This is a genomic window from Mameliella sp. MMSF_3455 (genome assembly GCF_030733205.1).
Taxonomy (GTDB): domain Bacteria; phylum Pseudomonadota; class Alphaproteobacteria; order Rhodobacterales; family Rhodobacteraceae; genus Antarctobacter.
In genome coordinates, this window is record NZ_JASHJL010000059.1 from 1 (window position 1) to 22,873 (window position 22,873).

A 22,873-nucleotide genomic window follows, 5' to 3' on the forward strand; every position below is an offset into this window, starting at 1 on the left:
CGCTTTGCCATGTTCGTATCCCTTCAAAGGTTCGGGAAACACCTTAGCTGACTGTCCGGTTTCCTGGGACCACTTCAATCTTCGTGGCGGATGTCTCAATTATTACACGTGCCGATGGACAACGCGTTGTCCCAAATCCAAACGTGATGATCGAGCTTGGTTACGCCTTGCGCGCGCTTGGGCCAGAACGGATCATTCTTGTTTTCAACACCGCGTACGGAGGTATCGAAGAGTTACCCTTTGATCTTCGAACGCGGCGGGTATTCTTATACGAGATGCCAGAAGAGGCCGAACAACGAGCTCCAGAGCGGAGGAAGTTGCAAGGCATGTTTGAGGGGGCTATTCGCGCGGCTATTGAAGCAATACCCGAAGAAGTAGAAGTTGATGCTGTAAATCCTGCTGTAACTGCAATTGAAAATGCGTCTCCGAGTCGACGAGTTGTGATCCGCCGCGCGCTTGGAGAATTAGAACAATCCTTGGTCTCCATTGAGCCAAAGAAAGCTCGAGACGGTGGAACCGTAGAAGATCTAATTAGCTCAATTGCACAAAGCCAGCCTCAAGTGGCTGAGTTCTCTAAGATGTGTGAGATGGCTGCGGTTATGAACGATGAGGATGCTGCACTAGAAATCTATCGTTGGTTTGGTAGGATATTTGATCGCTTTGACAATCCTCCTGGTTTCTCGGGTCGCTTTAACTCGGCGGATCATGATTTCTATAAATTTCTCGGTCATGAGATGTTTGTGACAAACGTTGCTTTTTTTATTCGGGAGCGGCGATGGCAACTACTCCGTCGAATGCTTTCCGAACCAATTCCGATGCAAAACTTGAGACATGAACCAGGAAATACCACTTGGGAGCACGCAAACGTTCACTCAGACTTCTTGCTAGATGAGGGAAGAAATAGGCGCCGCATTACGTTGCATGGTGATTTGCTGAATGAAAGGCACGATGGCGATGGTGGTCTTGCCACAATTCTGCCGATGAATGACTTTGTCGCGGCGGACTTTTTTCTTTTCCTTCTTAGTCGAACAATAGAGGACAAGACTGGGTTTGATTTCCGATTTTGGCGTGCTTGGAGCTGCGTCTACATGAAGCGTGCGCCGAGGTTTATACACGACGCGGCCAGAAGAGACACGGCGGAACAAATTTCAAGTGCACTCAACCAGTCGATTGACGAGTTTAAGAAAGTTCTGCATGACCGTGGCCCGGAACTTAAGAAGCTCTTCCAGTCGGGGTGGTGGGATTATCCAATCGACAACGAAGTGGTGGGACGGATTGGTACTCAGTAGGACTTTTGCCTAGTTCGATACCCCGATGGCCTATATTGAAATATGGCTTAACCACGTACGTGCTTGTACACCTAACTCGAACCCAAACCACCGCTCAACAGAGCGGTGGTTTGGCAAATTTGGTTATGTTGACCCCTTTGGTGACCCAGCACGACACACTTCTCGAACTTTTGCGCGGTGAGCGCAGGCCGGAGGGAGATGAGCTGGACGAGGCTGCATGATCGCCGGAACGTCTACTGCCGCCTCGGTGAATAATGCGGGTTCAGAGCGCGCTATGTAGGACGCGACTTTGGGGGGGCCGGTTCTTTCGGGCCGACGCTGCCTATTCGATCCCCATAATCTACGAGCGACTGGAGGCCGCACGATATTTCTACGCCATCCGGCTGCCCGCGAACGCGGTGCCCAAGGAAAAGATCGCACACCGGCTGACGCGGCCCGTGGGGCGGCCCTCCCAGACCAAGGTGACGCGGTTCTTCGAGGATTTCCACTATCAGGCGGCGTCTTGGGACAAGGAGCGTCGCGTCATCGCCAAGATCAATTGACACCCGGGTGAGCCGTTCCCACGTGTGGGTTTCATTGTCACGAACCTGCCGATGGAGCCCGACTGGGTGGTGCGCGCCACCCTGGCTGCCATCCGCTGTCTTCGGGCACTTCCGTCATGTGCATGACCGCGATCCAAGCGTAAATTGAAGGAAAGCGACAGGACAGGTCTGTCCGCCGAGTTGGAAAACGCCGCCACCGGGCAAGGACTCCGCAGATTCGTGGTCCGATCCGCCCAGTTCCATGCGCTTGCGTGACCGCAGGCACCGCACGGGGAGGAAAACACTTGTTCAGCGCGCAGGTTCAGGCAATCTTGGCGTCAGACGGCAGGCTACTTGAGGAATGTCGGCTTACAACTGTTTAGTCAGCAAGAGATGAGCCGAGAACTTACAAGACTGGGCTCGAACTGGAGGGAACAACGAGAGGGTTTGGCGACCGATTACTTGTTAGAGAATTGCAGGAAACTTTGTCCCGTTCAGATAAACGGTTTGGCTTGGACAACTCGACGACCTCGCGCTGAAGTCTGTTAATGAAAATTGTACCGATAGGAATAAAATCGATGGTTAGCTCAAGCGAAAAAACAATGGACAATATTGATGAAGCCTTAGAAAAGATCAATCAGCGTGTAGTCGAACGAGGGCTGGGACTGGAAAGAGAAATATCAATTAGGAGCCTTTACTTTCGAGTGTCAATAATTGGATCCTGCAATCTAAGCTGCCCATTCTGCCACAACGAAGCCGGCCCAAAAAAAGGCCTGATCAACGAAGAGTTGATGCAGAAGGCTCTACATGTGGCGTCAAATATTGGATACAGTAGAGTGCAATTTACAGGCGGGGAGCCTCTAATTCACCCAAAGCTGCCTGATTTTGTGGGCTACGCACGCTCCATTTTCTCCGAAGTTGGGGTCACAACAAACGGTACTTTTTTGGAAAAACGTATCCTTGACTTGTGCAGGAAATCCATAAATCGAATTCACATTTCGTTGCAAGAAGAGGAGTTGAGAAAAAAACCCACCAACGAATGGTGTACTCCCGCCTGGCTTATCAACTGCCTGTCTATAGCTGATGAGCATAATGTAGACATCAAGCTGAACCTCCCTGTTCGACCGAGTCAATTGACCAACGCAAAAGACTTCGTTGCTCAGAAAGCGTGCGAAAGCCTATCAATTCAACTTTTTTCAATTCTGCCAACAGAAGTGGATGTTGATGACAAGGTCTTTGAGTTGGTTGAGCTTGCGGAAAGCGAAAACAAGCGCCGAGACTTAGTGGGCGCTAGAGGAAGGGTGTTCGTTCGCAGTTACCGACCACCTTCGGGGATTAGGTGTGACACTTGTGATCAAAACAAGAACTGTAAAGAGCAGTCGCACTCTCTACGGTTTGGTGTAGATGGGGTCCTCCGGCCCTGTTTGGTCTCGAGGGCTTGGGATGTCTCAATCAATGAAGCATTGTTGCAAGAGCAGATAGTGAAATCATCTCTTATGGCAATCGACTACGAATGGCCAATGGACGCGGGAATCTGAAGTGAAAAGTGTTGATAATATTTGGAACAATCGCCCTTGGCTTGTGGGCGACTTAGGGCAAGACAGAGCAATGAAGCCGGTCTATATCGCCGTCGGTGGCGTGACTGGTGCGGGTAAAAGTACGCTGGTAACCAGGCTGAGCGAAAAGGTCAGCGGGTTTGGCAAGTGCATGTCAATTGACGAGCGGGAGACACATCATCCCTTTTTGAACAGACTGTTTTTTGACCCGGAAAGGTACTCATTCCAGATTCAATTGAATTTCATGCTACAAAGGGTGCTCCTGATCAAAAGGTGGCTGGATGCTGGATACAACCTTGTTATGGAGCGTTCCCACAAGGAGGACAGAATATTCCCCGAGTTCTTACTGGATCGTGACTTAATCACTTCAGGCCAGTATCGCTCTTACATGGATGTTTGGTTCGAGCTCGACGACGTCACGCCTGACCCAGATGTACTTGTTATCCTGGACGTTTCTCCCGAACAAGCAATTGATAGGATTATTCGAGCCGAGGAGGAGGGGCATAGGCCGAAGGAGTTCCCCAACGAATCTCAGCGAAAAGAATGGGTTGAGGGGTGGTGTAAGCGTTACCAAATTTTTTTGGAACAGGTGACGAATGATGACAAACATGGTAATATTGTAAGGGTGAGCGCGAGTGAGGAAGATCCGCCCAGTGTCGCAGAAAGGGTAGTTCGCTCGCTCCATCAAAGAGGGTTATTTTAGACATGACTGATTCCACGAACAGGCCAGTTGCCTCAAGATTGATCGCAGCGGCACTTCTACGCCAAGGAAACAGATACCTATTTATCAAGCAAAACAAGGAGGGTGGAGCGTACCCAGACCGGCTTCATATTCCAGGCGGCGGTGTTGATGTAGGTGAAACCCCACTAGAAGCTGTGCAACGTGAGGTTCTTGAGGAGGTTGGGATCGAACTGGATGATTTTTTGCCGGTTGATTTCGCATGGGACACGCTGATGTACAAAGGAGCGATGACCGTTCTGGTGTTTTGTCGTTTTGTTGCCGATATCCCAGAAGGAGTGGAGCCGAGACCTTCGTCAGACGCAGAAGAGATTGTGTGGCTTGAACAAGAGGCGCTGCTTACTGGCAATCACAACTCTTCCACCCTGAGTTTGTTCAGGACACTAAATTTGGTACCAGAGTAGAAGCGAATTGAGCCTAGTTGACGCGCTAAGACAGCTAGACGACCGGGAGTTTGCTCTTCTCTGTGGGTCTCTGCTTAAATCGGAGATTTCACCTAGTGTGCGTCTGGTTTCGTTGGCGGGCGCGGACGGAGGACGTGATGCGGTTTTCTTTGGAAATTCAAGCCGATATCCAGATTGGCACGGGGAATGGGTTTTCCAGTTCAAGCACTATCGATTTGACAGAAACCAAGCTCAACAAAAGTTGTTGCGCGAACTTCGGCAAGAAGTAGTCAAAACCCAGTCAAATTTTCCTGATGTGAAGAATTATGTTCTACTTACGAGCGTTTCACTTACCGGCGTTCCTCAAGTCGGAGGATTTGATAGGGCACAGGCTGTTCTTCATGAGATCAGCGAAGAAACGGGACTCAATGTCGATCTCTGGGATGGTGCTGAGATTGCCTCCCTTCTGATATTGCACGGAAAAGCGTCCGCCGGAGACGAGAAAGTCCGGGCAATTGGTTCCGGTTTAGAAGTGCTCGGGATTCAAAGCCTAGTCATGCCCGTCCATAGATTATCGGGTATTTCGACAGAACAATTGTGTCACTACCTATCAATGTTGCTGTCGAGCGACCAAGATCCCCTCAGCCCTTCCTCTGAAAGCCCTATCGGTAGAGAAATTTGGCGCGGCGCTTTTTTCGAATTGAGAAATCACTTGGTCCCATTGGCTGACGAAATTGAAAGGCGCGTCAAATCTGTCCACCCGTCACCTGAGTTAAGTTATTGGCGAAAGTGGCTTGTGTTGGCGTTGTGCCTAGCCGAAACACGTACCGATGCGGCAAAACCGGCCCTTTCTCGACTGGGCAGCATCCTATCGGACCTTGACGATGATTTTGCCCTTGCGTGGGCGAATAACCTTCTTTCTATGATTTATGGAAAACTCGAAAACGACGTTGAATATTTGAGAACTTCTTACTTGGCGATCGAACATGCCAACAAGTGCGGGAATAGTTGGTTGGCGATCAACGTTACACTCAGAATGTTGCATAAAAAAGATTGGGCGACTGGAGAAGCCGGTTTGGTATCGTCGGATGGGGAGTTCAGTGATAGCGTACTTGCTGTCGGTAAGGTAGAGGAAGGAGCAGTTTCTAGCGCTGAACTCGCCCATATTCGGGGGCAACAGCAGTCATATTTGGCTCTTCATTTTCGATGGCAAGACGCCAAGATGGTAGAAGCGGACTCTCATCTTCGAGCCGCCCAGGGCTATTTCGGTGACTTCCTTGATCAGTCAGAACTGAACCGAGTAAATGCGGAGATTGCATTTTTGTCCGGGAAGGCGAGCGCCGCATCGGGCCATATCGTTGCTCAGCTCAAAGAGGCATTCAGTGGTCGCCTTGTAACTGGTGAACTGGCTCGGGGAAGGTATGATCTTCTGAATTTGGCGCAAGTCTACATCGAACTAGGTAATCATCTCGCCGCTGAGTGTTGCTGCTGGCTTATTTTGTTTTTTCACAATCAGCTATATGGTGCCAGCGATGTCGATCATAAAATTGTTAACAAGGCAAAGGCTATCCTTAGGACTTGTGAATGTGAACTGCAACGACGGGCACTCCAAGATGGCTTGACGGAACAAATGGCTCTGAACACAATTACCAATACCTTGGGCCTTAACGAAATCGTTGTTTTGAAATCATTCGAGCTAAAGGATTTTGTCCATCTTATCTGTCACGCCCAATTGGATTGACGAGTCAATCCTAGTGAAAAGGACCTGATCACATGACGACAACAAACCTGAATTCGAATGATGGCAAGGGGCGACTAGCACTTGTTACTGGAGGCAGTGGAGGAATTGGATCTGAGTTCGTGGATCGCTTGTGCCGCGCGGGATACAAGGTTGCGTTCGTGTACTATAAAGGTCGCGCCTCGGCGCTTGAGTTAGAGGAACGTCTCAAATCTGAAGGGTTGCCGGTAAGGGCGATTGAGCAGAACCTGGAAATGCTTGACTCGGCCTCTAGGATTCGGGAAGCGCTTGGAAGTTTCAGCAAAGAAGGCGTTTCCGTACTTGTTTCAAACGCCGGATGCGTTTATCGCCCTTCCGATTGGCAAGACGAAGCACCAACTGATGTAGAAAAATCAATCAATCTTAACCTTCGAGCTCACATTCTTCTTACGCAAGAATTTGCGCCAGACATGCGAGGTCTGGGCTGGGGGCGTCTAGTATATGTTTCCAGCACGTATGGTGAGATCGGGTTGTCGCCAATTCTTAGCTACAGCGCATCGAAACTGGCACTGATATCCGTATGTCGAGCAATGGCCAAGGAGCTTGGTTCTTTCGGTGTTACCGCAAATTGTATTTCACCTGGCAATATTGCAACGGAGATGACAAATGGAGCCGGGAAAGATGTTATTCGTTGGATCGAGGAGAGTACTCCTGTGGGACGCCTCGGGCGAGTCGAGGAGATTGGGAATGCTTTGGATTTTATCCTGCACAACCCGTTTGTGAACGGTACCAACATCGTTGTTGACGGAGGACATAAGCTTTAGCTGAGGTGCTCCTAGATTTGTAGACTCTGCGGGTGATCCAGGCTTTCAAATGCGCCTGCTCATCTTCCCGTGGGATCATTCGACTTTCCACCACCCTGTGAAGTACCACGAATTAACAGTTTCTTAGAAGGCGACCCAACGTCGCAAACAGCAGTTGAGGTGAGGTCACCTATGAAAGAGCGTCTAGATGGCTTGAGCAAGGAAACCCTTGTTGATGCGTTATCCAAGTTCCTTGGCGATTTTTGCACTCCTGCGTTCGGTTCGATGCCAAAGAGAGAGATCGAGTTAGCAGTTTTTGAACTGTTACAGAGTTTGTCAGTCGTTGAGGGCAAGGCATCATTGTATGAGCTAATGACACAACTGCGGATCACCCGTGCGAAGGCTGCACAGCTTCTATTTGACATTGAAGTGCGCAGGCTTGGCGACGACGAGCTGAAGTCTCTCCTTGCCGAAGCGCTAGTTTCGCCACGTTTCGCAAAGGACGGGGAATACTTTGTTCTTGAGATTGAGAACCCTCTAGTACACGCATACTTGAAAGAAAAGCTTCGTCAGCTAAACCACGTTAGCGATACGTCGTTTAACTCTGCGCTCATCCGAATGCCTGTGGACGCAGTTTCTGATCTTATTGCAGATCAATTAAAGGAAAAGCAGCGTGAAGCGGTGCGAAGGGCCCTGGTTGCGGCAGGTGCTCCGGACACGACCTGGAAGGGTGTTCTGCGATCTGCTCTCAAAAAGCTAGGCGCAAAGATCGTTGGAAAGGCGGCTGACGGGCTTGTCGAGGAAGCTAGCGAATATCTCAAGCCAATAGTACACGGCGCATCGGACAGCATTCAAACTGTCTGGTCTTCGGTTTTTGCAGAAGACGGTTTGGACAAATCGAAATAAGTAGGTCGTTAGACAGCCAAGGCAACAGGCTTGCCTTTTCAACGCGGATACGAGCGTGTTGGTATGACGACGGCTCTGTTGCGCAAAGAGCGTGAACTCCGGACTTCCCCTTTCCCCAGACATACTTATCGCACGGGCTCTTTGAGGGGTATGCCGAGCGCGGTGTAGCTATTCAGCACGGCAGCTCGGATCTGGAGTTCTGCGACCTGACGGTCGAAGTCGCGTGCCATGAGGTGAGTTCCTCCCCGAAAATCGGACAGTGACGGAAGCTACAATCTGACGTCTGCTGGTCTCCAAGAACGAGGAGATCAGAACATGTCGAAACGCAGGAACCATGACGCGGGCTTCAAGGCTTGTGTGGCATTGGAAGCCGTGAAGGGCGAGCGCACCGTGTCGGAGCTGGCCGCGGAATACGGTGTGCATCTATGACCGGCAGTGCATTCGCACAGCGAATGTCACGATAGGCGACCATGATCCACCAATGGAAGAAGGCGCTGCTTGAGGGGGCATCGGACATCTTCGAGCGCGGCGGGAAGAAGAAGGCCGAGGTCGACGAGGAGAGGGTGCGGTTGCTGCACGCCAAGATCGGAGAGCTGGCCGTCGCCAACGATTTTTTGTCCAGAAAGCTCAAGTCCTGGACCGGCAAGTGAGGCGCGGGATGATCGAACGCTCTCACCGCACGCTTTCGGTCGGGGCGCAATGCCGCCTGCTGTCGATCTCGCGGTCGTCGTTCTACTACGCACCGCTGGGCGAGACCGAGAGGAACTTGGCGCTCATGCAGTTGATCGACCGGCAGTTCCTGGAAACCCCGTTCTACGGCGTCCAGCAGATGACTTGGCACCTGCAGAACGAAGGGCACCCAGTGAATGTGAAACGCATCCGTCGGCTGATGCGGCTCATGCGCCTGATGCCGATCTACCAGAAGCCGAACACCAGCAAGCCTGCCAAGGGGCACAATACCTATCCCTACCTGCTGGGTGGGCTGCGGGTCGATCGGCCCAACCAGGTCTGGTGTGCCGACATCACCTACCTGCCCATGCGACGGGGCTTTCTCTACTTGGTCGCGGTCATGGACTGGTTCACCCGCAAGGTGCTGGCCTGGCGCACCTCGAACACGCTGGAGGCGGACTTCTGTGTCGAGGCCCTCAACGAGGCGGTCCACCGCCTCCGCCCGCCCGAGATCATGAACACCGTCCAGGGCTCGCAGTTCACGTCCTTCACCTGGACCGACCGGCTGAAACGGATCGGGGCCCGGTTCTCGATGGATGGCAAAGGGCGCTGTCTCGACAACATCTTCATCGAACGCCTCTGGCGATCCCTAAAGTATGAGTGCGTCTATCTGCACGCCTGGGAGACGGGCTCGCAGGCGAAGGCCGGGGTGGGCAGATGGATCAACTTCTACAACCACCAGCGGCCCCACGCCGCCCATGGCGGACAGCCGCCCGCCGTGGTCTACTTCAACCAAATCGAAACCGTCCAGCAGAGGCAGAGAGTAGCTTAAATCATCCCGGGAACTGTCCAAGGATCGGGGAGTAGCTCAGGCCCCGTCTGCGGTGACCGAGCCGATCTCCACATCAGCGGGGATCTGGCTGAGCAGTTCGGGCAGCATGGGCGCATCGCCGACGCTGCTACCGGTGACCTCGATGGCACGCGATTTCGTTAGTGTCCGAGGAGGTGGTGGAAATTCCGCGCGTAAGCGTGGTGGCCATCGAGGTGTAAGGTCGCGGTGGAGTTTGCCGACTTCGACCACGCTCTCACGGAGACCCCGATGACCAAGTCCAACATGTCCCTCACCGAGCTGCTTGAGAAGCACGACGAGGGTGATTTCCTCCGCGCCGTCGCCGAGGCAGTTCTTCAGCTCATCATGGAAGCCGATGTCGAAGGCGTCATCGGCGCCGGCCGGCACGAACGGGCTGAGGCTCGGACCACCTATCGCAATGGCTATCGCGACCGGGCGCTCGACACTCGGCTCGGAACCTTGAACCTGCGCGTGCCGAAGCTGCGGCAGGGCTCCTACTTTCCCGGCTTTCTTGAGCCGCGCAGGACCTCCGAGAAGGCCTTGGTCGCGGTCATCCAGGAGGCGTGGATCGGCGGCGTCTCGACCCGGCGCGTGGACGAGCTGGTGCAGGCCATGGGCCTCAGCGGCATCTCGAAGAGTACCGTGTCGAAGCTCTGCAAAGACATCGACGACCGCGTCGGCGAGTTCCTCAACCGCCCTCTCACCGGCGACTGGCCGTATCTCTGGCTCGATGCCACCTACCTCAAGGTGCGCCAGGGCGGCCGGATCGTCTCGGTGGCGGCCATAATCGCAGTGGCGGTGAACACCGACGGCCGTCGCGAGATCATCGGTTTGGGTACAGGACCTTCGGAGGCCGAGACCTTCTGGACCGACTTCCTGCGAGGTCTGAAGTCGCGCGGGCTCGATGGTGTGAAACTCGTCATCAGCGACGCTCACCTCGGCCTCAAGGCGGCGATACAGCGCGTCTTCGAAGCGATCTGGCAGCGCTGTCGCGTTCACTGGATGCGGAACGCCCTGGCGCACGTCCAGAAGGGCCAGCACACCGTCGTGGCCGCGGCCATCCGCCAGGCCTTCGATCAGCCCGACCGCGAGCGCGCCGGAGAAACATGGCGCCATGTCGCGGACCAGGTGCGGCCGCGCTGGCCGAAGCTCGCGACCCTGATGGACGACAGCGAGCACGACGTGCTGGCCTACATGGCCTTCCCACGCCAGCACCGCACGAAGCTGCACAGCACGAATCCCATAGAACGTCTGAACAAGGAGGTGAAACGCCGGGCCGATGTCGTCGGGATCTTCCCCAACGAGGCCTCGATCTCGCGTCTGATCGGCGCGGTCCTGTTCGAGCAGAACGACGAATGGCAAACCCAGCACCGCTACATGCAGGTCGAGGCCTTCGCTCAGATCGACGCCGCCGACACCGATCCCATTCTCAGCATTGCAACCGAAGCCGCCTGATCATGCCCTCAGGCCAGCCCGCTTTTTCCACCACCTTGACGGACGTGACCCGGATTTCCAGCGTCTGTTCGTCGACACCGATGTGGATCTTGCGCCATAGACGCCGTTTCGCGCCTCCATGCTTGTGTGCGTGCCATTCGCCTTCGCCCTCGGCCTTGATGCCGGTGCTGGCGACCAAGAGGTGCAGGGGCCCCTTGGAGCCCCTGTAGCGAATGGTCACGGCCAACGTCTTCTGTCGCCGGCTCAGCGTGCTGAAGTCTGGCACCGCCCAGTTGAGGCCGACCAAGCGCGGCAGACTCTCCACGAACCGTGTCGTCTGCCGGAGCGCCATGCCGAAGAGAACCTTCATCGTCAGGCACGTCTGGATCGCGACATCGCTATACTGCGGCTGCCGGCCTCGCTTGCCGGTCGGCGGCGGCACCCAGATCATGTCCGGATCGAACCAGATGGTCAGGGAGCCACGCTGCTTCAGCGCTTCGTTGTAGGCCGGCCAGTTCTTGGTCTTGTAACTCGGCGGGAGGGGTCTGCTCACGAAGACCAGCTACCACGATGGATTCACGAGATGAATCCCCCTCGGCATTTGCGCAACAAAGCCCCGCTCGCCTTACGGCTCAATTTTTTCGGGCGAACATGCTGGAGCGAAGTATAAGCGACGTAAGAGCCTATGGCGAGCCTAAGATCTTTGCCGTTCAGGTAAGTCTTTGATTTTATGGTGCCCGGGGGCGGAATCGAACCACCGACACGAGGATTTTCAATCCACTGCTCTACCCCTGAGCTACCCGGGCACGGGTGAAGCGATCGCTTCGGGTGGAGGCGGTTTAGCCGAGGTCCGACCCGGTGTCCAGCAGCTTTTGCAACAGAATTTCACCTTGCAGAATCCGACCCTTCCAATGCCTGCGGCTCCGGGATAAATCCGCTCAATGAGCCTGATACCCGACCGCCTCGAGAGCTTTCACGAGCACGGTTTTGATACCGTGATCGACGTCCGCAGTCCGGCGGAATTCGAAGAGGATCGGATTCCGGGTGCAATCAACCTGCCGGTACTCGACAACGAGGAACGGGCAAGGGTCGGGACGATCTACAAGCAGGACAGCCCTTTCAAGGCGCGCAAATTGGGCGCGGCACTGGTCTTTCGCAACGCCGCAAACCACATCGAACGACAGCTTGCGCATCACGACGGGGGGTGGCGGCCGCTGGTCTATTGCTGGCGGGGAGGGCAGCGGTCAGGCTCTTTCACCTGGATGCTGCGCGAGATCGGCTGGCGCGCGGAGGTGGTGCCGGGCGGCTACCGGACCTATCGCAGGCTTGTCACGGCCTACCTCTACGACGCGCCGCTGCGGCATCGGCTGATCCAGTTGGGGGGCTATACCGGGACAGCCAAGACCGCGCTGCTGCCGCGCCTGCGGGATCGCGGCGTGCAGGTGCTGGATCTGGAGGGGCTGGCGCGGCATCGGGGCTCTCTGCTGGGCGAGATGCCTGGGGGGCAGCCTGCCCAGAAGGGGTTCGAATCCGATCTTGCCCGGGCGCTCTGCGGTCTTGATCCTGCGCGGCCCGTCGTGGTGGAGGCGGAAAGCAGCAAGATCGGGCAGATCAATCTGCCACCGGCGCTCTGGGACGCGATGAAGGTCGCGCCCTGGATAGAGGTCTCTGCACCGATCGCGGCGCGCGCGGAATACCTTGCGCAAGCCTACGACGACATCCTGTCCGATGGGGGGCGCCTGCGCGAAAAGCTGACGCCGCTGCGCTATCATCGCGGGCACGAGATCGTCGACCGGTGGGACGCGATGATCGAGGCGGGGGATCGCCTGGCCTTGTGCCGCGCGCTGGCCGAGGATCACTATGATCCGGCGTATCGCAGTTCGATGCGGGCCCATGCCCCGCAGGTTCTGCACCGCGAGGAGACGCCCTCGTTGGCTCCCGGGGCTCTGGACGCGCTGGCCGACCGTTTGGCTGCGCGGCTTCAGACGATCCGGATCTGACCGGTACTCTCGGTGACATTGCCGATCCGCGCGGCCGCGTAGCCAGCCTCCCGCAACGCCGACAGGGTATCGGCGCCATTGCCCGGCACTGCTGCCAGCAGGCCGCCGGAGGTCTGCGGGTCGATCAGCAGATCGTGCCGGGGGCTGTCTGCGAGGTCGGGAAAGGGGGCGCGATTGTCCGGATAGAGGCTGGAGCGGATGCCGCGGCGCGCGAGGTCCAAGGCGCCTTGCATGAACGGCACGGACTCCAGCGTGATCTTGGCGCCGACTCCTGAATTCAGGCAGATGTTCCGCAGGTGACCCAGCAGGCCAAATCCTGTGACATCCGTCATGGCATGGGCGTCTTTCAGCAGGGTCGAGGCCTGCGCCTGCGACTGGATCATCTGGTCCAGGGCCTCTGCCACGTCTGCACCGCGCGCAAGGCCCGCCATTTCGCCGGCCATGAGCACGCCGGATCCCAAGGGTTTGGTAAGGATCAAAGAGTCGCCGGGGCGTGCGCCGGCAAGGCCGATAGCTGTCCCGTCGCACTCACCGGCGATGGCAAAGCCGATGGTCAGTTCCGCCCCCTGCGATGTGTGACCGCCGATGATCTCCGCCCCGGCCGCGCTCATGATGGCGCGGGCGGTTGACATGATCTCTTCCAGGGTGCGGCTGGAAAGCCGGGGTGACATGCGAGGCAGGACAAGGCTGGTGAGAACGGTCCGTGGCTGGCCGCCCATTGCCCATATGTCGCCAAGCGCATGCTGCGCAGCGATGCGCGTCATTGTTACGGGATCGGCGGTGATCTCGCGCAGGTGGTCGGTGCTGAAAACCAGCTCGGCACCGCCGATGCGCACCAGCGCCGCATCGTCCCCGGGCATCTCCGGCGCTTCCTCGCAGAGCGCGGCCATCAAGGCGCCCTGGCCCAGCTTGGCGCCGCAGCCACCGCACAGGACCTTGTCGCCCAGCTCTGCCGCACCGGCGGCACGCGGGTCCGGGAGGGCAGGCAGCGCCATCTGCGGCAGGTCCTTGAGTTTGGACATGAATTTTCGATCGATCCGGTCCTTCCACCGCCAGACCCATGGGCCGGCAAAGCTCAGGCCCAAACGGTCTCCGAGGGCGGACTTGCCGCCCATCGACACCAGTTTCAGATAGTCCTTCTGCGGGTGGTAGCGCTTCAGTGTCCCGGTGTCGCGCAAAGCCGTGCGCAGGTTCTGCGCCAGCACCGGAGCCTGGCGTACAGCATAGACACCGGCCTTGGGCCGGGGGGAGAATGGCATATGCGCACAATCCCCCGCCGCAAAGACGCGCGGGTCCGAGGTGCGCAACTGCGGGTCAATGCTCAGGTAGCCATCCTGTTGCGCCAGTCCGGTTTCCGCAAGCCAGGAATGAGGGCGGGCACCGGCCGCGCCGCAGACGAAGTCCGCGGCGATCTCATGCCCGTCCAGCGTCACGCCATCCTGCGTGATCGCCTGCACCTTTGCCCCTTCATGAAGCGTGACACCGGCCTGTTCCAATGCCGCGCGCAAGCGTGTTGCCGAACGCGCGGGCAGGGCGGTCAGCACCGTGCCGCGCTCGATCAGGTGCAGCTTTGCGTGCCGTCCGGCCTGTGACAATGCATGACCCATTGCCAGGATCAATTCGGCGCCTGCCACCCCGCCGCCGATCACGGCCACGCTGGCCGGGCCGCTGTTTTGCAGGAAGCTCTGCCAGGCGGCGGCGAATTGTTCCAGCGGCTTGGCGGGCACCGCGAATTCGTCAAACCCGGGGATTTCCGGCATGGCGGTTGTGATGCCGACATCGATGCTGGCCAGGTCAAATCCGATGGGCGGACGGCCTGTCACGTGAACCTCTCCACGGGACAGGTCGATCCCTTCGGCCGCGCCAAGGACCAGCCGAGCCCCCGCAAACCGTGCCAGCCGGACCAGGTCGATCTCCAGCGCGTCGCGCGTGTAGTGTCCGGCGATATGTCCGGGCAACATGCCGGAATAGGCGGCGGCGGGCCTTGGGTTGATCAGGGTCAGGCGCGCACCGGGCAGCGACTTCATCCCCCAAGACCGCAGGACCAGCGCATGACTGTGACCGCCCCCGACCAGCACGAGATCGCGGGTAAACGGATGGAACGATGGCTTCATCTCGGTCTCCCTCGGCCTGCGGTCAGTTGCCCGCCAGGTTGGGATACCGTCGAAGGGCCGCTCAGAAAAGCGTGATCTCGTCCGTCTTGGGCCGAGGGATGGGGGCCGGTCGCTCTGCCGGCAACGATACGGCATCCGCAGAGACCAGAAGCTGGCGCACTCGTCCGGTTGTGGGCCAGAACCGGATCCGCCGGGCCGATGTCCCGCCGACGCTCTCGGCGATGCAGGAGATGCCTTCATCCTTGAGGAAGCCGCGCGCGAAAGCCGCGTTGGACGCGCCGATGTCGCGCAGGTTTCCCATCATGCTTGCGCCGCCAAAGATCTTGGCCTGCAACCGGGTGCGTTCGGCCCCGCGACGCAACAGCCCGTTGATCAGCAACTCCATCGCGTAGGCGCCATAGCGGACACTCGTGCCGTCGCCACCGTCGCGCTTGGGCAAGAGGAAATGATTGAGGCCCCCGATCTGGCACTGCGGATCGAACATGCACACCGCGATACAGGAGCCCAGCACGGTCGTCAGGATGACCTCGGGGCTGTCCGAAATCTCGAACTCGCCCTGGATGACATTTACCAGCTTCTCGGATTGGGGTGTCATTTCTGCATTTCCCTGCCTGGGCCGACGCTTGTGCCGCGGCGGGCCAGCAAGGCTTCGGCGATCTTGTTCAGGGGCAGGACCCGTTCGGCACCGCCCAGATCGACGGCAGCCCGCGGCATGCCGTAGACCACGCAGCTGGCCTCGTCCTGTGCGAGCGTGCGGGCGCCAGCGTGCCGAAGGGCCTTCATTCCTTCTGCGCCGTCGCGGCCCATGCCGGTCAGCAATGCGGCGGAGACCCGTGGCGCCACGGGCACAGCCGACAGGAAAAGTCGGTCGACCGAGGGGATATGACCAGCGACCGGGCCGTCGGCGATGGTCGTGATCCGTGTTGCGGCCCGCCCGTCCAGAACCAGATGCGCCTGTATGCCGGCGCCGATCAGGATCTGCCCCCGTCTCAGGGGCATGGGCTCATTCGCCAGAATGACAGTCGGCAGGCACTGGCGATCCAGTAGCCCGGCCAGGCTCTCGCCAAAGCCGGATCCGGTGTGCTGCACGATCAATGTGGGTGGGCAACCTTCGGGAAAGCGGGTCAGCACAGTCAGCAGCGCATCGACCCCCCCAGTGCTGGCGCCGATCAGGACGATCGGATCGCCCCCCGCTGCCGGCGTCGGTTCTGTCGTATGTGTCCCAAGCGGTTGCGCCACACGGGAAACGCCGGGCATTTGATTATGCACCGTGGCGGTCTTGATCGCCGGCCTGTTCGCGTTGCCTGTCGCGCCCTGATCCCGCGGGGTGTCGATTGGACGGGGCGGATGGGGTGTGGCCGCAGGGCGGGGGTTCAGGCCGGTCCGCGTCAGGGCGCAAAGCTGCTGTTCATAGAACTCGCCGGGCGCATCCGCCGGGATCGAAAACAGGTCGGATCGTGGGTCGCAACCTGCCGTGATCGGGGCCGCTTGGCGCGTCCTGCGGTTCGGCACGGTCACCACCAGCCAGCGGATATCCAGTGTCGAGAACAGCGCCCGCATCACCTCGAACTCTGCGAGGCCGGCCAGGACGTCCGCGATGAGAACAGCCTTGGGCAACTGTTCCTCGACGACATTGTAGGTGTTCATGAGGTCGCCGGTTTGGGCGATGACCTCGAACTCGCTCATGCGATCCACCAGAAGGCCCAGCCGTTTGCGCTGTGCGGCGTCCGGTGTGGCGATGACGACACTCTTGACCGACATGGCTAGGCCCCGCCCGTATGGGACCAATGTCGCCGGGGATCATGCACCCGGTTCATCAGAACAGTTCCGCGCGGCCGCCGACTGCAGCGGAATTGGCCTGACCACCCAGCCGGCAGGCCATGTCGCGCAGCGGAACGGCGGTCAGTGCCTCGCCGACGTTGACAATGCCATTGGCATCGGTCGCGGCCGAGATCTGATCGAGGTAGTCGGCAAGCGCTCCGATCGACTGCCTCAGCATATCCAGTTCCTGCAGCATGCCGATCGACTTGGAATCGAAGGCCTGCGTGGACTGGCCGATCACCGCGTCCAGCCCGTGTTCAAGCCGTTCGAGGCGGGCGTGCAGGCCCTCCAACTCTTCCGAGGCGCGCCGGGTGGCCAGTTTCAGCGGCAGCACGGTGTCCTTTTTCCCGGTCATAGGCGGCCGACCACGCTTTCGATGCATTGTTTCATCGAGGCCGAGGTGAAGGGTTTCTTGATCATGTTGTTGAGGCCAAGCCGCTTGGCTTCGGCCACGATCTCGGGCGTCGGGCGGCCGGTGACCAGGATAAAGCCCATCTTCTTCAGTGTCTGGTGGCCGCGCACGGCTTTGAGCAGCCCAAGACCGTCCAGTCCGGGCATGTTGTAATCCGACAGAACCAGGTGCACCGGGCCTGCAGCCATGCGTTCGAGCGCGGCACGCCCGTCGTTTTCCGTGACATAGTTCTTGACCCCGATGTCATCGAGGGCCTGGGTGATCAGGCCGCGACTTGTCGCCATGTCGTCGACGACCATGACCCTGAGAGAATCCTTCATTCCCATCTTGCTCTCCTATTGCAGCGCGGGAGGCACGCCGGCGCGTGCCTTGCGGTAACTGGTGATCCCGAAGGCGGTGAGGGTCTGCAGGGCCGGGCCTGTCACCCGTTCGGAATGTCCGATGAACAAGAGCCCATCGGGGTTCAGCATGGCGCTGAAGCGTTGCCAGAGGCGCCTTTGCGTTTCCTGGTCGAAATAGATCGCGACATTGCGACAGAAGATCGCGTCGAAGGGGCCGCGGAAGGGCCAGTCCACCATGAGGTTCAACTCGTTGAAGGTGATCAGATCCTTCAATGCGCGCGTAACGCCGTATGTCTTGCCGGTCGCATTGGTTGCCTTGGTCCATTTGCCGCGCATCGGCGCGGGAATGCCGGCGACATCCTCGGCCGAGTAGACCCCGTCGCGGGCCTTGCGCACGATCTTTGGGTCGATGTCGGTTGCGAGGATGCGCAGATCCGCGCGCGCGGCTTCCGGAACGGTGTCCAGAACCGTCATCGCGATGGAATAGGGTTCCTGGCCAGAGGAACAGCCCGCCGACCAGATCCGCACCCGTTGCCCGGCGGTCACGCGCTGTGCCAATCCCTCTGCCAGGGCGTCGAAGTGGTGTTTCTCGCGGAAAAAACTCGTGACATTGGTGGTCAGGGCCGAGATCAGTTCCAGGCGCTCGGCCTCTTCCTCGCTGCGTTCGAGCAACGCCAGGTAGTCGGTGAAGTTCCCGACTTGCCGGGACTTGAGGCGCCGCGACAACCGTGAATAGACCAGCGGCTTCTTGCTCTCTGCAAGGCTGAGGCCGAACCGTTCCTGGGCAAGCCGCGCGATGGCGCGGAAATCCGCATCGCTGAAGGGGATGTCACGCGTGAACGCGCCCGGCGGAGAGCTTGTCATGCAGGCAATCCCTTGCCGCTTTCGACAACCGCGCCGAGGTTGACCACGCGCACCATCGTTTCGTCGACCGAGATCATGCCCTGGATGCTGTTGCGAGTTGCCTCGGACTTGATGTCGGGGGTTTCCTGGATCTCGCTCTTGTCGACCGACAGGATCTCGGACACCGACTCGACCAAAAGGCCGATGGTTGCGCCGTCCACGGCGGCCACGATCACGACATTGCGCTCATTCGCCGGCGTGGCGCCCAGGCCGAAACGGGCCGAAAGGTCGAAGATCGGGATCACCGCGCCGCGCAGGTTCATCACGCCCAGCACATCGGCGGGTGTGTGGGGCAGGGCGGTCACCGGGGTCCAGCGGCGGATCTCGCGGATCTGCGTGATCTCGAGACAGTAATTTTGGCCACCTGCCGAGAAGGTGATGAATTCGAACTGCGTATCCGCATGCGCTTCCGAGGTCTCAGCCATGACGAAGCTCCATTCTGCTGTGCTGTGCAAAGGGATCGTTGCCCGAGGCATGGGCCAGATTGATCAGCTCTTCGGGATCGAGGATGAGGGCGATCTTGCCATCGCCCAGGATGGTTGCCGCGGAAACGCCTTGGATGGCGGCATAGTTGCTTTCCAGGCTCTTGATCACCACTTGCCGCTGGTCATGGATCGCGGTGACCCTGAGTGCGGTCAGGCCCTGCAGTTCCGTGCTGACCAGCAGGAGGATGCCGGTGCCCCCGGCGTCGTCGTGGCGTGTGAGGCCAAGGTTGTCGGCCACGTCCACGATCGGCACATACGAGCCGCGGACGCTGACCACCTCGCTGTCGGTGCCGACCACATGGATGTCGCGCGGGTTGGGGCGTATGGTCTCGAGGATCGAGGAGATCGGAATGACCATCGTCTGGTCGGCCACCGAGATCACGAAACCATCCATCACGGCCAGCGTCAGCGGCAGGACGATGGCAAAGGTCGTGCCCTTGCCCGGGGTCGATGTGATCGACACCCGTCCGCCAAGCGCATGCACCGCGTTCTTGACCACGTCCATGCCGACACCTCGGCCCGACAGGGCCGAGACCTCGCCCGCCGTAGAAAAGCCGGGCAGGAACAGAAGGTTGTCGATTTCCGGGTCCGAGAGTTCCACGTCCGGAGGAACGAGGCCCTTTTCGATCGCCTTGGCCAGGATCCGTTCGCGGTCAAGGCCGGCGCCATCGTCCGATATCTCGATGAAGACGCTGCCCGACCGGTGCGAGGCCGACAGGCGGATCGTACCCACGGGATCCTTGCCGGCGGCGTCCCGGCCGTCGGGTTTTTCCAAACCGTGGTCGACGGCGTTGCGGACCATGTGGGTCAGCGGATCCGCCAGGCGTTCGATCACGGTCTTGTCGACCTCGGTCGAGTCGCCAACGGTCACCATCTTCGCTTTCTTGCCGGTGGCGTCCGAGGCTTCGCGCACGATGCGTGACATGCGCTGGAACAGCGGTTTGACCGGTTGCGCGCGGATGGCCATCACGCCTTCCTGGATGTCGCGGGCCAAAAGCTTGTAGGCTTCGAGTTCGTTGGTCAGATGCGCGACTGTCGGCAGGTCCAGCTCCTCGATCCTCTGAGAGATCATCGCCTGGTTGATGATCAACTCGCCCACCGTGTTGATCAGCCGGTCGACCCGGTCGAGGTCGACCCTGAGGGTGGGTTTGGGGCCGCGCGGTTCCTTGCGTCGCTCACGCGGCGGACCGTCGTAGGGAGTGTCCTCGCATGGCGGTTCCGCTGCCTCGATTTCAGCCATGGCCTCTACGGTGCCGGTCGATGGCTCCGGATCCAAAGGGGCGGGTACAGGCACCTCCTCACCCCCGGCAGTGACGGAAATATCCAGATCGCACAGGCCTTCGACGAATTCGAACACTTCGTGCAGCGTGGTTTCCGGTTCGCTGCTGGTCAGACGCATGTGCCACGACAAGAAGGCATCCGCGGGATCGAAGGCATCGAACTCGGGGATGCGGCTGATGTCGGCCTCGACCGTCAGGTCCCCCAGGTCGGCAAGCGCGTCGAGGATCAGCAGGGGTTCATGGCCGTTCTCGTAGAGCGCGCGGCTTGGCGCGAAGCGGATATCGAAGACCCGAAAGGCGGCGCTGTCGCCCTCGGAGGGCAATTCGATCGCGGGGCCGTCGAAATCCAGCGTGATCGCGTCAAAGCTGAACTCTTCGGCTGCTGCTTCGTCGCCCAGGTAGCTGTCGAGTTCGCCAATCAGGCCGGTCTCGGCTTCGTCGTCCAGATGGGTTTCGTCACGCGCGGAGTCGACGAGGTCGGAAAGGTGGTCGCCCGCACGGTGAAACAGGCTCATCAGTTTTTCGTCGACCACTAGTTCGCGGTCGCGGACCTTGTCCATCACCGTTTCAAAGGAGTGGGCGAAGGACACCAGTCGGTCGAGGGCAAAGGCCCCGGCGCCGCCCTTGATTGAATGTACCGATCGGAAGACGGCGTTCACCACCTCCATGTCGTCGGGGGCCTGTTCCATCTGGGACAGACCTTCGACGAGCGCCTCCAGCAGTTCCTCGCATTCCTCGAAGAACGTATCTCTGATCGAATTTCCGGACATCTCAGCTCACATGCCCCGTCAGGCGCCGCAGGACGGACACCAGAGAGGCGTCGTCGAAGGGTTTCACGATCCAGCCGGTCGCCCCGGCGTTGCGGGCGCGCGCCTTTAGTTCGTCCGAGCTTTCGGTGGTCAGCACAAGGATCGGAACATTCGTCCGGTTGGGGCCGCCGCGCAGGGTGTCGATCACGCCGAACCCGTCCAACTTGGGCATGTTGATATCCGTGATGACCACGTCCGGATCCACGTCGGGGAAGACATCGACCCCCTCCTGGCCGTCACAGGCAGAGTGAAACTCGAACCCCGCGCCCTCGAGGGAGACGCGCAGGAGGTTTCGGATCGTTCGCGAGTCGTCGATTGCCAGGACTTTGGTGGTCATTGCAGCGGTTCCTTGTCGAAATGGTCTTGGGAGAGACCGAGCCTTTCGAGTCCCTCGCGAAAGCTTGGCGCCATGTCGGTGATGTCGAAGGGAATACCGTCCGTTTCCCATTGTTTCCGAGCCACCAGCAGCAATTGCAGCCGGTGAGAGTCGAGCCGGTTGACCTCGCGCGCCGAAATCGTGACCGGCATGCGCCGCGCGTTCAGCAGAAAGGCGACAAGCGGGTCTTCGCCAGAGCGGGCCCGGGCCGGGCCGAGGGCGTGGAAACTGATGTCTGACATCGCGGGTATGCATCCTTCGTGGCACGGGTTTGGGCCTTGAAACGGCACATCTGACTTCCGGCAGGAATAAGGATGCCACCTTAACAAAGGGTTCTGATCTCCAGCTGGCGCGGCATGGTCGATGGATTGCTGCGATCGAGCATTGCTGAGCCGGAGAGCCGGTTTAACGGTCTGAAATAGATGAAAAAAACGGCTGATATTGTCGTTCGTCTACAGGCACTCTCCGTACCCTGAAAACTGACAATTGAAGCCATCCCTTCCTGGTTCGGCGTCGCCTCAGTCTAGCGATTGGCCAGTGGTCTCGGCTCCGGACTGTCAAGACTCGCCTGGCAGTGAGCCGGCTCAATTTATCCGCTGAGGTCTCTCGTCTTGCTGCATTGCAGCGCAACTACAAAAAGGCCCCTGATGCGTGTCGCCCACCACACCGGTCATTCTTGGCAGGCCGAACCACACCTGCGTTTGACGAAACGCGCATTCTGGTGGGGACGGATAGAGCGAGCGGGCTCTGCTGAGCGACAGCAAGGCCTATTGCGCGCCCCTCTAAGGCGGCCCTTGTTGCGACGCTATCCACGTTGGGCAGGCGCGGGAGGGGCCGAGGCTGGGGCCTGTCGGTTCGGATCGAGATCAGGACGCCTGTGCCTGGCACACGGCGGATTTCTTATGACGGGTGGTTCGATCCGTCGGCACCCTGGCCCCCTGAACGCCGGTCCAGTTCCTCGAACAGGCGCTGTTTCGCGGCACGATAGCGCGCACCCAGGCTTGCCGCCTTGCCCCTTGGCAATTGTGCCAGCCTGTCAGGATCGGAATTGTCGCTCAGGTCGGCCAGTTTGACCCGGATGGCCGAAACCGTTCCCTCGCGTGCCAAGCGGTCGATCCGCTGGGCATAGGTCAGTTCGGGGTCGGGAGATTTGGTCACGGCCTGCACCGTTGCGATCACCTCGGGCGCATAACCCCGTGCGGCAAGATCTGCTGCGGTGACCTCCGTGTCCTCCAGCACATCATGCAGCCAGGCGGCATGACGCTCTACGGCACTGGCATTCGGGAACAGGCGCACGAGGTGGCGCGACACCCGGACCAGATGCCCGACGTAGGGTTGACCGGCCTTGTCCCGCTGTGCCGCGTGCCAGTGCCCGGCCCATGCAGCGCTTTCTTCCAGCGAGGGGTGCAGGGGGCCATCCGTTGGGCAGCCGCCCGTGCGCGACATGGACATCCGGGTTCCTCCA

The 22,873-nt window shown here is 59.0% G+C and carries 20 protein-coding genes, 1 tRNA gene and 5 pseudogenes; 11 read left to right on the forward strand and 15 right to left on the reverse strand.

What is annotated here, in order from left to right; all coding sequences use genetic code 11:
• Nucleotides 1-146 precede the first annotated feature (146 nt).
• The 8 genes and pseudogenes from RBB42_RS25570 (at nucleotide 147) to RBB42_RS25605 (ending at nucleotide 7,914) form a co-directional block, all read left to right on the forward strand.
• Nucleotides 147-1,289 (forward strand): hypothetical protein, encoded by a 1,143-nt coding sequence (locus tag RBB42_RS25570; RefSeq protein ID WP_306043869.1) that lies wholly within the window; start codon nucleotides 147-149, stop codon nucleotides 1,287-1,289.
• Between the two features lie 296 nt (nucleotides 1,290-1,585).
• Nucleotides 1,586-1,906, forward strand: a pseudogene (locus RBB42_RS25575) (transposase); the annotation flags it as partial.
• Nucleotides 1,907-2,358: 452 nt separating this feature from the next.
• A complete protein-coding gene (locus tag RBB42_RS25580) occupies nucleotides 2,359-3,348 on the forward strand; it encodes a radical SAM protein (protein ID WP_306043870.1) in 990 nt (329 codons plus the stop codon).
• Between the two features lie 70 nt (nucleotides 3,349-3,418).
• Complete coding sequence (locus RBB42_RS25585; RefSeq protein ID WP_305971062.1) at nucleotides 3,419-4,069, forward strand: deoxynucleoside kinase; 651 nt, start codon at nucleotides 3,419-3,421, stop codon at nucleotides 4,067-4,069.
• A gap of 2 nt (nucleotides 4,070-4,071) precedes the next feature.
• Complete coding sequence (locus tag RBB42_RS25590) at nucleotides 4,072-4,509, forward strand: NUDIX hydrolase (protein ID WP_305971063.1); 438 nt, start codon at nucleotides 4,072-4,074, stop codon at nucleotides 4,507-4,509.
• 97 nt (nucleotides 4,510-4,606) lie between these two features.
• A complete protein-coding gene (locus RBB42_RS25595) occupies nucleotides 4,607-6,229 on the forward strand; it encodes a hypothetical protein (protein WP_371932205.1) in 1,623 nt (540 codons plus the stop codon).
• A 32-nt stretch (nucleotides 6,230-6,261) separates the two neighbouring features.
• Nucleotides 6,262-7,029, forward strand: coding sequence for an SDR family NAD(P)-dependent oxidoreductase (locus tag RBB42_RS25600; RefSeq protein ID WP_305971065.1), 768 nt, complete (start codon nucleotides 6,262-6,264; stop codon nucleotides 7,027-7,029).
• Between the two features lie 171 nt (nucleotides 7,030-7,200).
• Nucleotides 7,201-7,914, forward strand: a complete 714-nt coding sequence (locus RBB42_RS25605; protein WP_305971066.1) for a hypothetical protein — start codon at nucleotides 7,201-7,203, stop codon at nucleotides 7,912-7,914.
• A gap of 125 nt (nucleotides 7,915-8,039) precedes the next feature.
• Here RBB42_RS25605 and RBB42_RS25610 read toward each other — a convergent pair.
• Nucleotides 8,040-8,156 (reverse strand): annotated as a pseudogene (locus RBB42_RS25610) (IS5/IS1182 family transposase); the annotation flags it as partial.
• A 73-nt stretch (nucleotides 8,157-8,229) separates the two neighbouring features.
• Between RBB42_RS25610 and RBB42_RS25615 the strand changes: the two are divergent.
• Nucleotides 8,230-9,415: pseudogene (locus RBB42_RS25615) on the forward strand (IS3 family transposase).
• Between the two features lie 39 nt (nucleotides 9,416-9,454).
• On the opposite strand, the pseudogene RBB42_RS28185 reads toward RBB42_RS25615, so the two are convergent.
• Nucleotides 9,455-9,565 (reverse strand): annotated as a pseudogene (locus RBB42_RS28185) (IS5/IS1182 family transposase); the annotation flags it as partial.
• A 117-nt stretch (nucleotides 9,566-9,682) separates the two neighbouring features.
• On the opposite strand from RBB42_RS28185, the gene RBB42_RS25620 reads away from it, so the two are divergent.
• On the forward strand, nucleotides 9,683-10,888 hold the full coding sequence (locus tag RBB42_RS25620; protein WP_305971067.1) for an IS256 family transposase: 1,206 nt from the start codon (nucleotides 9,683-9,685) through the stop codon (nucleotides 10,886-10,888).
• 37 nt (nucleotides 10,889-10,925) lie between these two features.
• Here the strand turns inward: RBB42_RS25620 and RBB42_RS25625 are convergent.
• Nucleotides 10,926-11,420, reverse strand: a pseudogene (locus RBB42_RS25625) (IS5 family transposase); the annotation flags it as partial.
• Between the two features lie 178 nt (nucleotides 11,421-11,598).
• A tRNA-Phe gene (locus RBB42_RS25630) sits at nucleotides 11,599-11,673 on the reverse strand.
• 135 nt (nucleotides 11,674-11,808) lie between these two features.
• On the opposite strand from RBB42_RS25630, the gene mnmH reads away from it, so the two are divergent.
• On the forward strand, nucleotides 11,809-12,867 hold the full coding sequence (gene mnmH / locus RBB42_RS25635) for a tRNA 2-selenouridine(34) synthase MnmH (RefSeq protein ID WP_305971068.1): 1,059 nt from the start codon (nucleotides 11,809-11,811) through the stop codon (nucleotides 12,865-12,867).
• Here the strand turns inward: mnmH and selD are convergent.
• From selD to RBB42_RS25690, 11 genes are all read right to left on the reverse strand, one after another.
• Nucleotides 12,849-14,981, reverse strand: a complete 2,133-nt coding sequence (gene selD, locus RBB42_RS25640; protein WP_305971069.1) for a selenide, water dikinase SelD — start codon at nucleotides 14,979-14,981, stop codon at nucleotides 12,849-12,851. The two genes, mnmH and selD, sit on opposite strands and share 19 nt — an antisense overlap.
• Before the next feature lie 61 nt (nucleotides 14,982-15,042).
• On the reverse strand, nucleotides 15,043-15,576 hold the full coding sequence (locus RBB42_RS25645) for a chemotaxis protein CheD (RefSeq protein WP_305971070.1): 534 nt from the start codon (nucleotides 15,574-15,576) through the stop codon (nucleotides 15,043-15,045).
• Nucleotides 15,573-16,742 (reverse strand): CheB methylesterase domain-containing protein, encoded by a 1,170-nt coding sequence (locus RBB42_RS25650; RefSeq protein WP_305971071.1) that lies wholly within the window; start codon nucleotides 16,740-16,742, stop codon nucleotides 15,573-15,575. The genes RBB42_RS25645 and RBB42_RS25650 overlap by 4 nt, the downstream gene beginning before the upstream one ends.
• A 55-nt stretch (nucleotides 16,743-16,797) precedes the next feature.
• A complete protein-coding gene (locus tag RBB42_RS25655) occupies nucleotides 16,798-17,157 on the reverse strand; it encodes a DUF8776 family protein (protein ID WP_305971072.1) in 360 nt (119 codons plus the stop codon).
• Nucleotides 17,154-17,540 carry a response regulator gene (locus tag RBB42_RS25660; RefSeq protein ID WP_305971073.1) on the reverse strand — a complete coding sequence of 129 codons (387 nt, stop codon included), beginning with the start codon at nucleotides 17,538-17,540 and terminating at the stop codon, nucleotides 17,154-17,156. Before RBB42_RS25660 ends, RBB42_RS25655 begins: the two co-directional genes overlap by 4 nt.
• A gap of 9 nt (nucleotides 17,541-17,549) precedes the next feature.
• Nucleotides 17,550-18,419, reverse strand: a complete 870-nt coding sequence (locus RBB42_RS25665; protein ID WP_305971074.1) for a CheR family methyltransferase — start codon at nucleotides 18,417-18,419, stop codon at nucleotides 17,550-17,552.
• Nucleotides 18,416-18,883 (reverse strand): chemotaxis protein CheW, encoded by a 468-nt coding sequence (locus tag RBB42_RS25670; RefSeq protein ID WP_305971075.1) that lies wholly within the window; start codon nucleotides 18,881-18,883, stop codon nucleotides 18,416-18,418. Before RBB42_RS25670 ends, RBB42_RS25665 begins: the two co-directional genes overlap by 4 nt.
• Nucleotides 18,876-20,993, reverse strand: a complete 2,118-nt coding sequence (locus RBB42_RS25675; protein ID WP_305971076.1) for a chemotaxis protein CheA — start codon at nucleotides 20,991-20,993, stop codon at nucleotides 18,876-18,878. Before RBB42_RS25675 ends, RBB42_RS25670 begins: the two co-directional genes overlap by 8 nt.
• Before the next feature lies 1 nt (nucleotide 20,994).
• On the reverse strand, nucleotides 20,995-21,369 hold the full coding sequence (locus RBB42_RS25680) for a response regulator (protein ID WP_305971077.1): 375 nt from the start codon (nucleotides 21,367-21,369) through the stop codon (nucleotides 20,995-20,997).
• Nucleotides 21,366-21,650 carry an STAS domain-containing protein gene (locus tag RBB42_RS25685; protein ID WP_305971078.1) on the reverse strand — a complete coding sequence of 95 codons (285 nt, stop codon included), beginning with the start codon at nucleotides 21,648-21,650 and terminating at the stop codon, nucleotides 21,366-21,368. Before RBB42_RS25685 ends, RBB42_RS25680 begins: the two co-directional genes overlap by 4 nt.
• Before the next feature lie 658 nt (nucleotides 21,651-22,308).
• Entirely contained in the window at nucleotides 22,309-22,860 is a 552-nt protein-coding gene (locus tag RBB42_RS25690) for an HD domain-containing protein (protein ID WP_305971079.1), read from the reverse strand.
• Nucleotides 22,861-22,873 lie beyond the last annotated feature (13 nt).

Coding starts and splice junctions, on each gene's coding strand:
- RBB42_RS25570 (WP_306043869.1), top strand. CDS start 147: ATGATCGAGCTTGGTTACGCCTTGCGCGCGCTTGGGCCAGAACGGATC.
- RBB42_RS25580 (WP_306043870.1), top strand. CDS start 2,359: ATGAAAATTGTACCGATAGGAATAAAATCGATGGTTAGCTCAAGCGAA.
- RBB42_RS25585 (WP_305971062.1), top strand. CDS start 3,419: ATGAAGCCGGTCTATATCGCCGTCGGTGGCGTGACTGGTGCGGGTAAA.
- RBB42_RS25590 (WP_305971063.1), top strand. CDS start 4,072: ATGACTGATTCCACGAACAGGCCAGTTGCCTCAAGATTGATCGCAGCG.
- RBB42_RS25600 (WP_305971065.1), top strand. CDS start 6,262: ATGACGACAACAAACCTGAATTCGAATGATGGCAAGGGGCGACTAGCA.
- RBB42_RS25605 (WP_305971066.1), top strand. CDS start 7,201: ATGAAAGAGCGTCTAGATGGCTTGAGCAAGGAAACCCTTGTTGATGCG.
- RBB42_RS25620 (WP_305971067.1), top strand. CDS start 9,683: ATGACCAAGTCCAACATGTCCCTCACCGAGCTGCTTGAGAAGCACGAC.
- mnmH (WP_305971068.1), top strand. CDS start 11,809: ATGAGCCTGATACCCGACCGCCTCGAGAGCTTTCACGAGCACGGTTTT.
- selD (WP_305971069.1), bottom strand. CDS start 14,981: ATGAAGCCATCGTTCCATCCGTTTACCCGCGATCTCGTGCTGGTCGGG.
- RBB42_RS25645 (WP_305971070.1), bottom strand. CDS start 15,576: ATGACACCCCAATCCGAGAAGCTGGTAAATGTCATCCAGGGCGAGTTC.
- RBB42_RS25650 (WP_305971071.1), bottom strand. CDS start 16,742: ATGTCGGTCAAGAGTGTCGTCATCGCCACACCGGACGCCGCACAGCGC.
- RBB42_RS25655 (WP_305971072.1), bottom strand. CDS start 17,157: ATGACCGGGAAAAAGGACACCGTGCTGCCGCTGAAACTGGCCACCCGG.
- RBB42_RS25660 (WP_305971073.1), bottom strand. CDS start 17,540: ATGGGAATGAAGGATTCTCTCAGGGTCATGGTCGTCGACGACATGGCG.
- RBB42_RS25665 (WP_305971074.1), bottom strand. CDS start 18,419: ATGACAAGCTCTCCGCCGGGCGCGTTCACGCGTGACATCCCCTTCAGC.
- RBB42_RS25670 (WP_305971075.1), bottom strand. CDS start 18,883: ATGGCTGAGACCTCGGAAGCGCATGCGGATACGCAGTTCGAATTCATC.
- RBB42_RS25675 (WP_305971076.1), bottom strand. CDS start 20,993: ATGTCCGGAAATTCGATCAGAGATACGTTCTTCGAGGAATGCGAGGAA.
- RBB42_RS25680 (WP_305971077.1), bottom strand. CDS start 21,369: ATGACCACCAAAGTCCTGGCAATCGACGACTCGCGAACGATCCGAAAC.
- RBB42_RS25685 (WP_305971078.1), bottom strand. CDS start 21,650: ATGTCAGACATCAGTTTCCACGCCCTCGGCCCGGCCCGGGCCCGCTCT.
- RBB42_RS25690 (WP_305971079.1), bottom strand. CDS start 22,860: ATGTCCATGTCGCGCACGGGCGGCTGCCCAACGGATGGCCCCCTGCAC.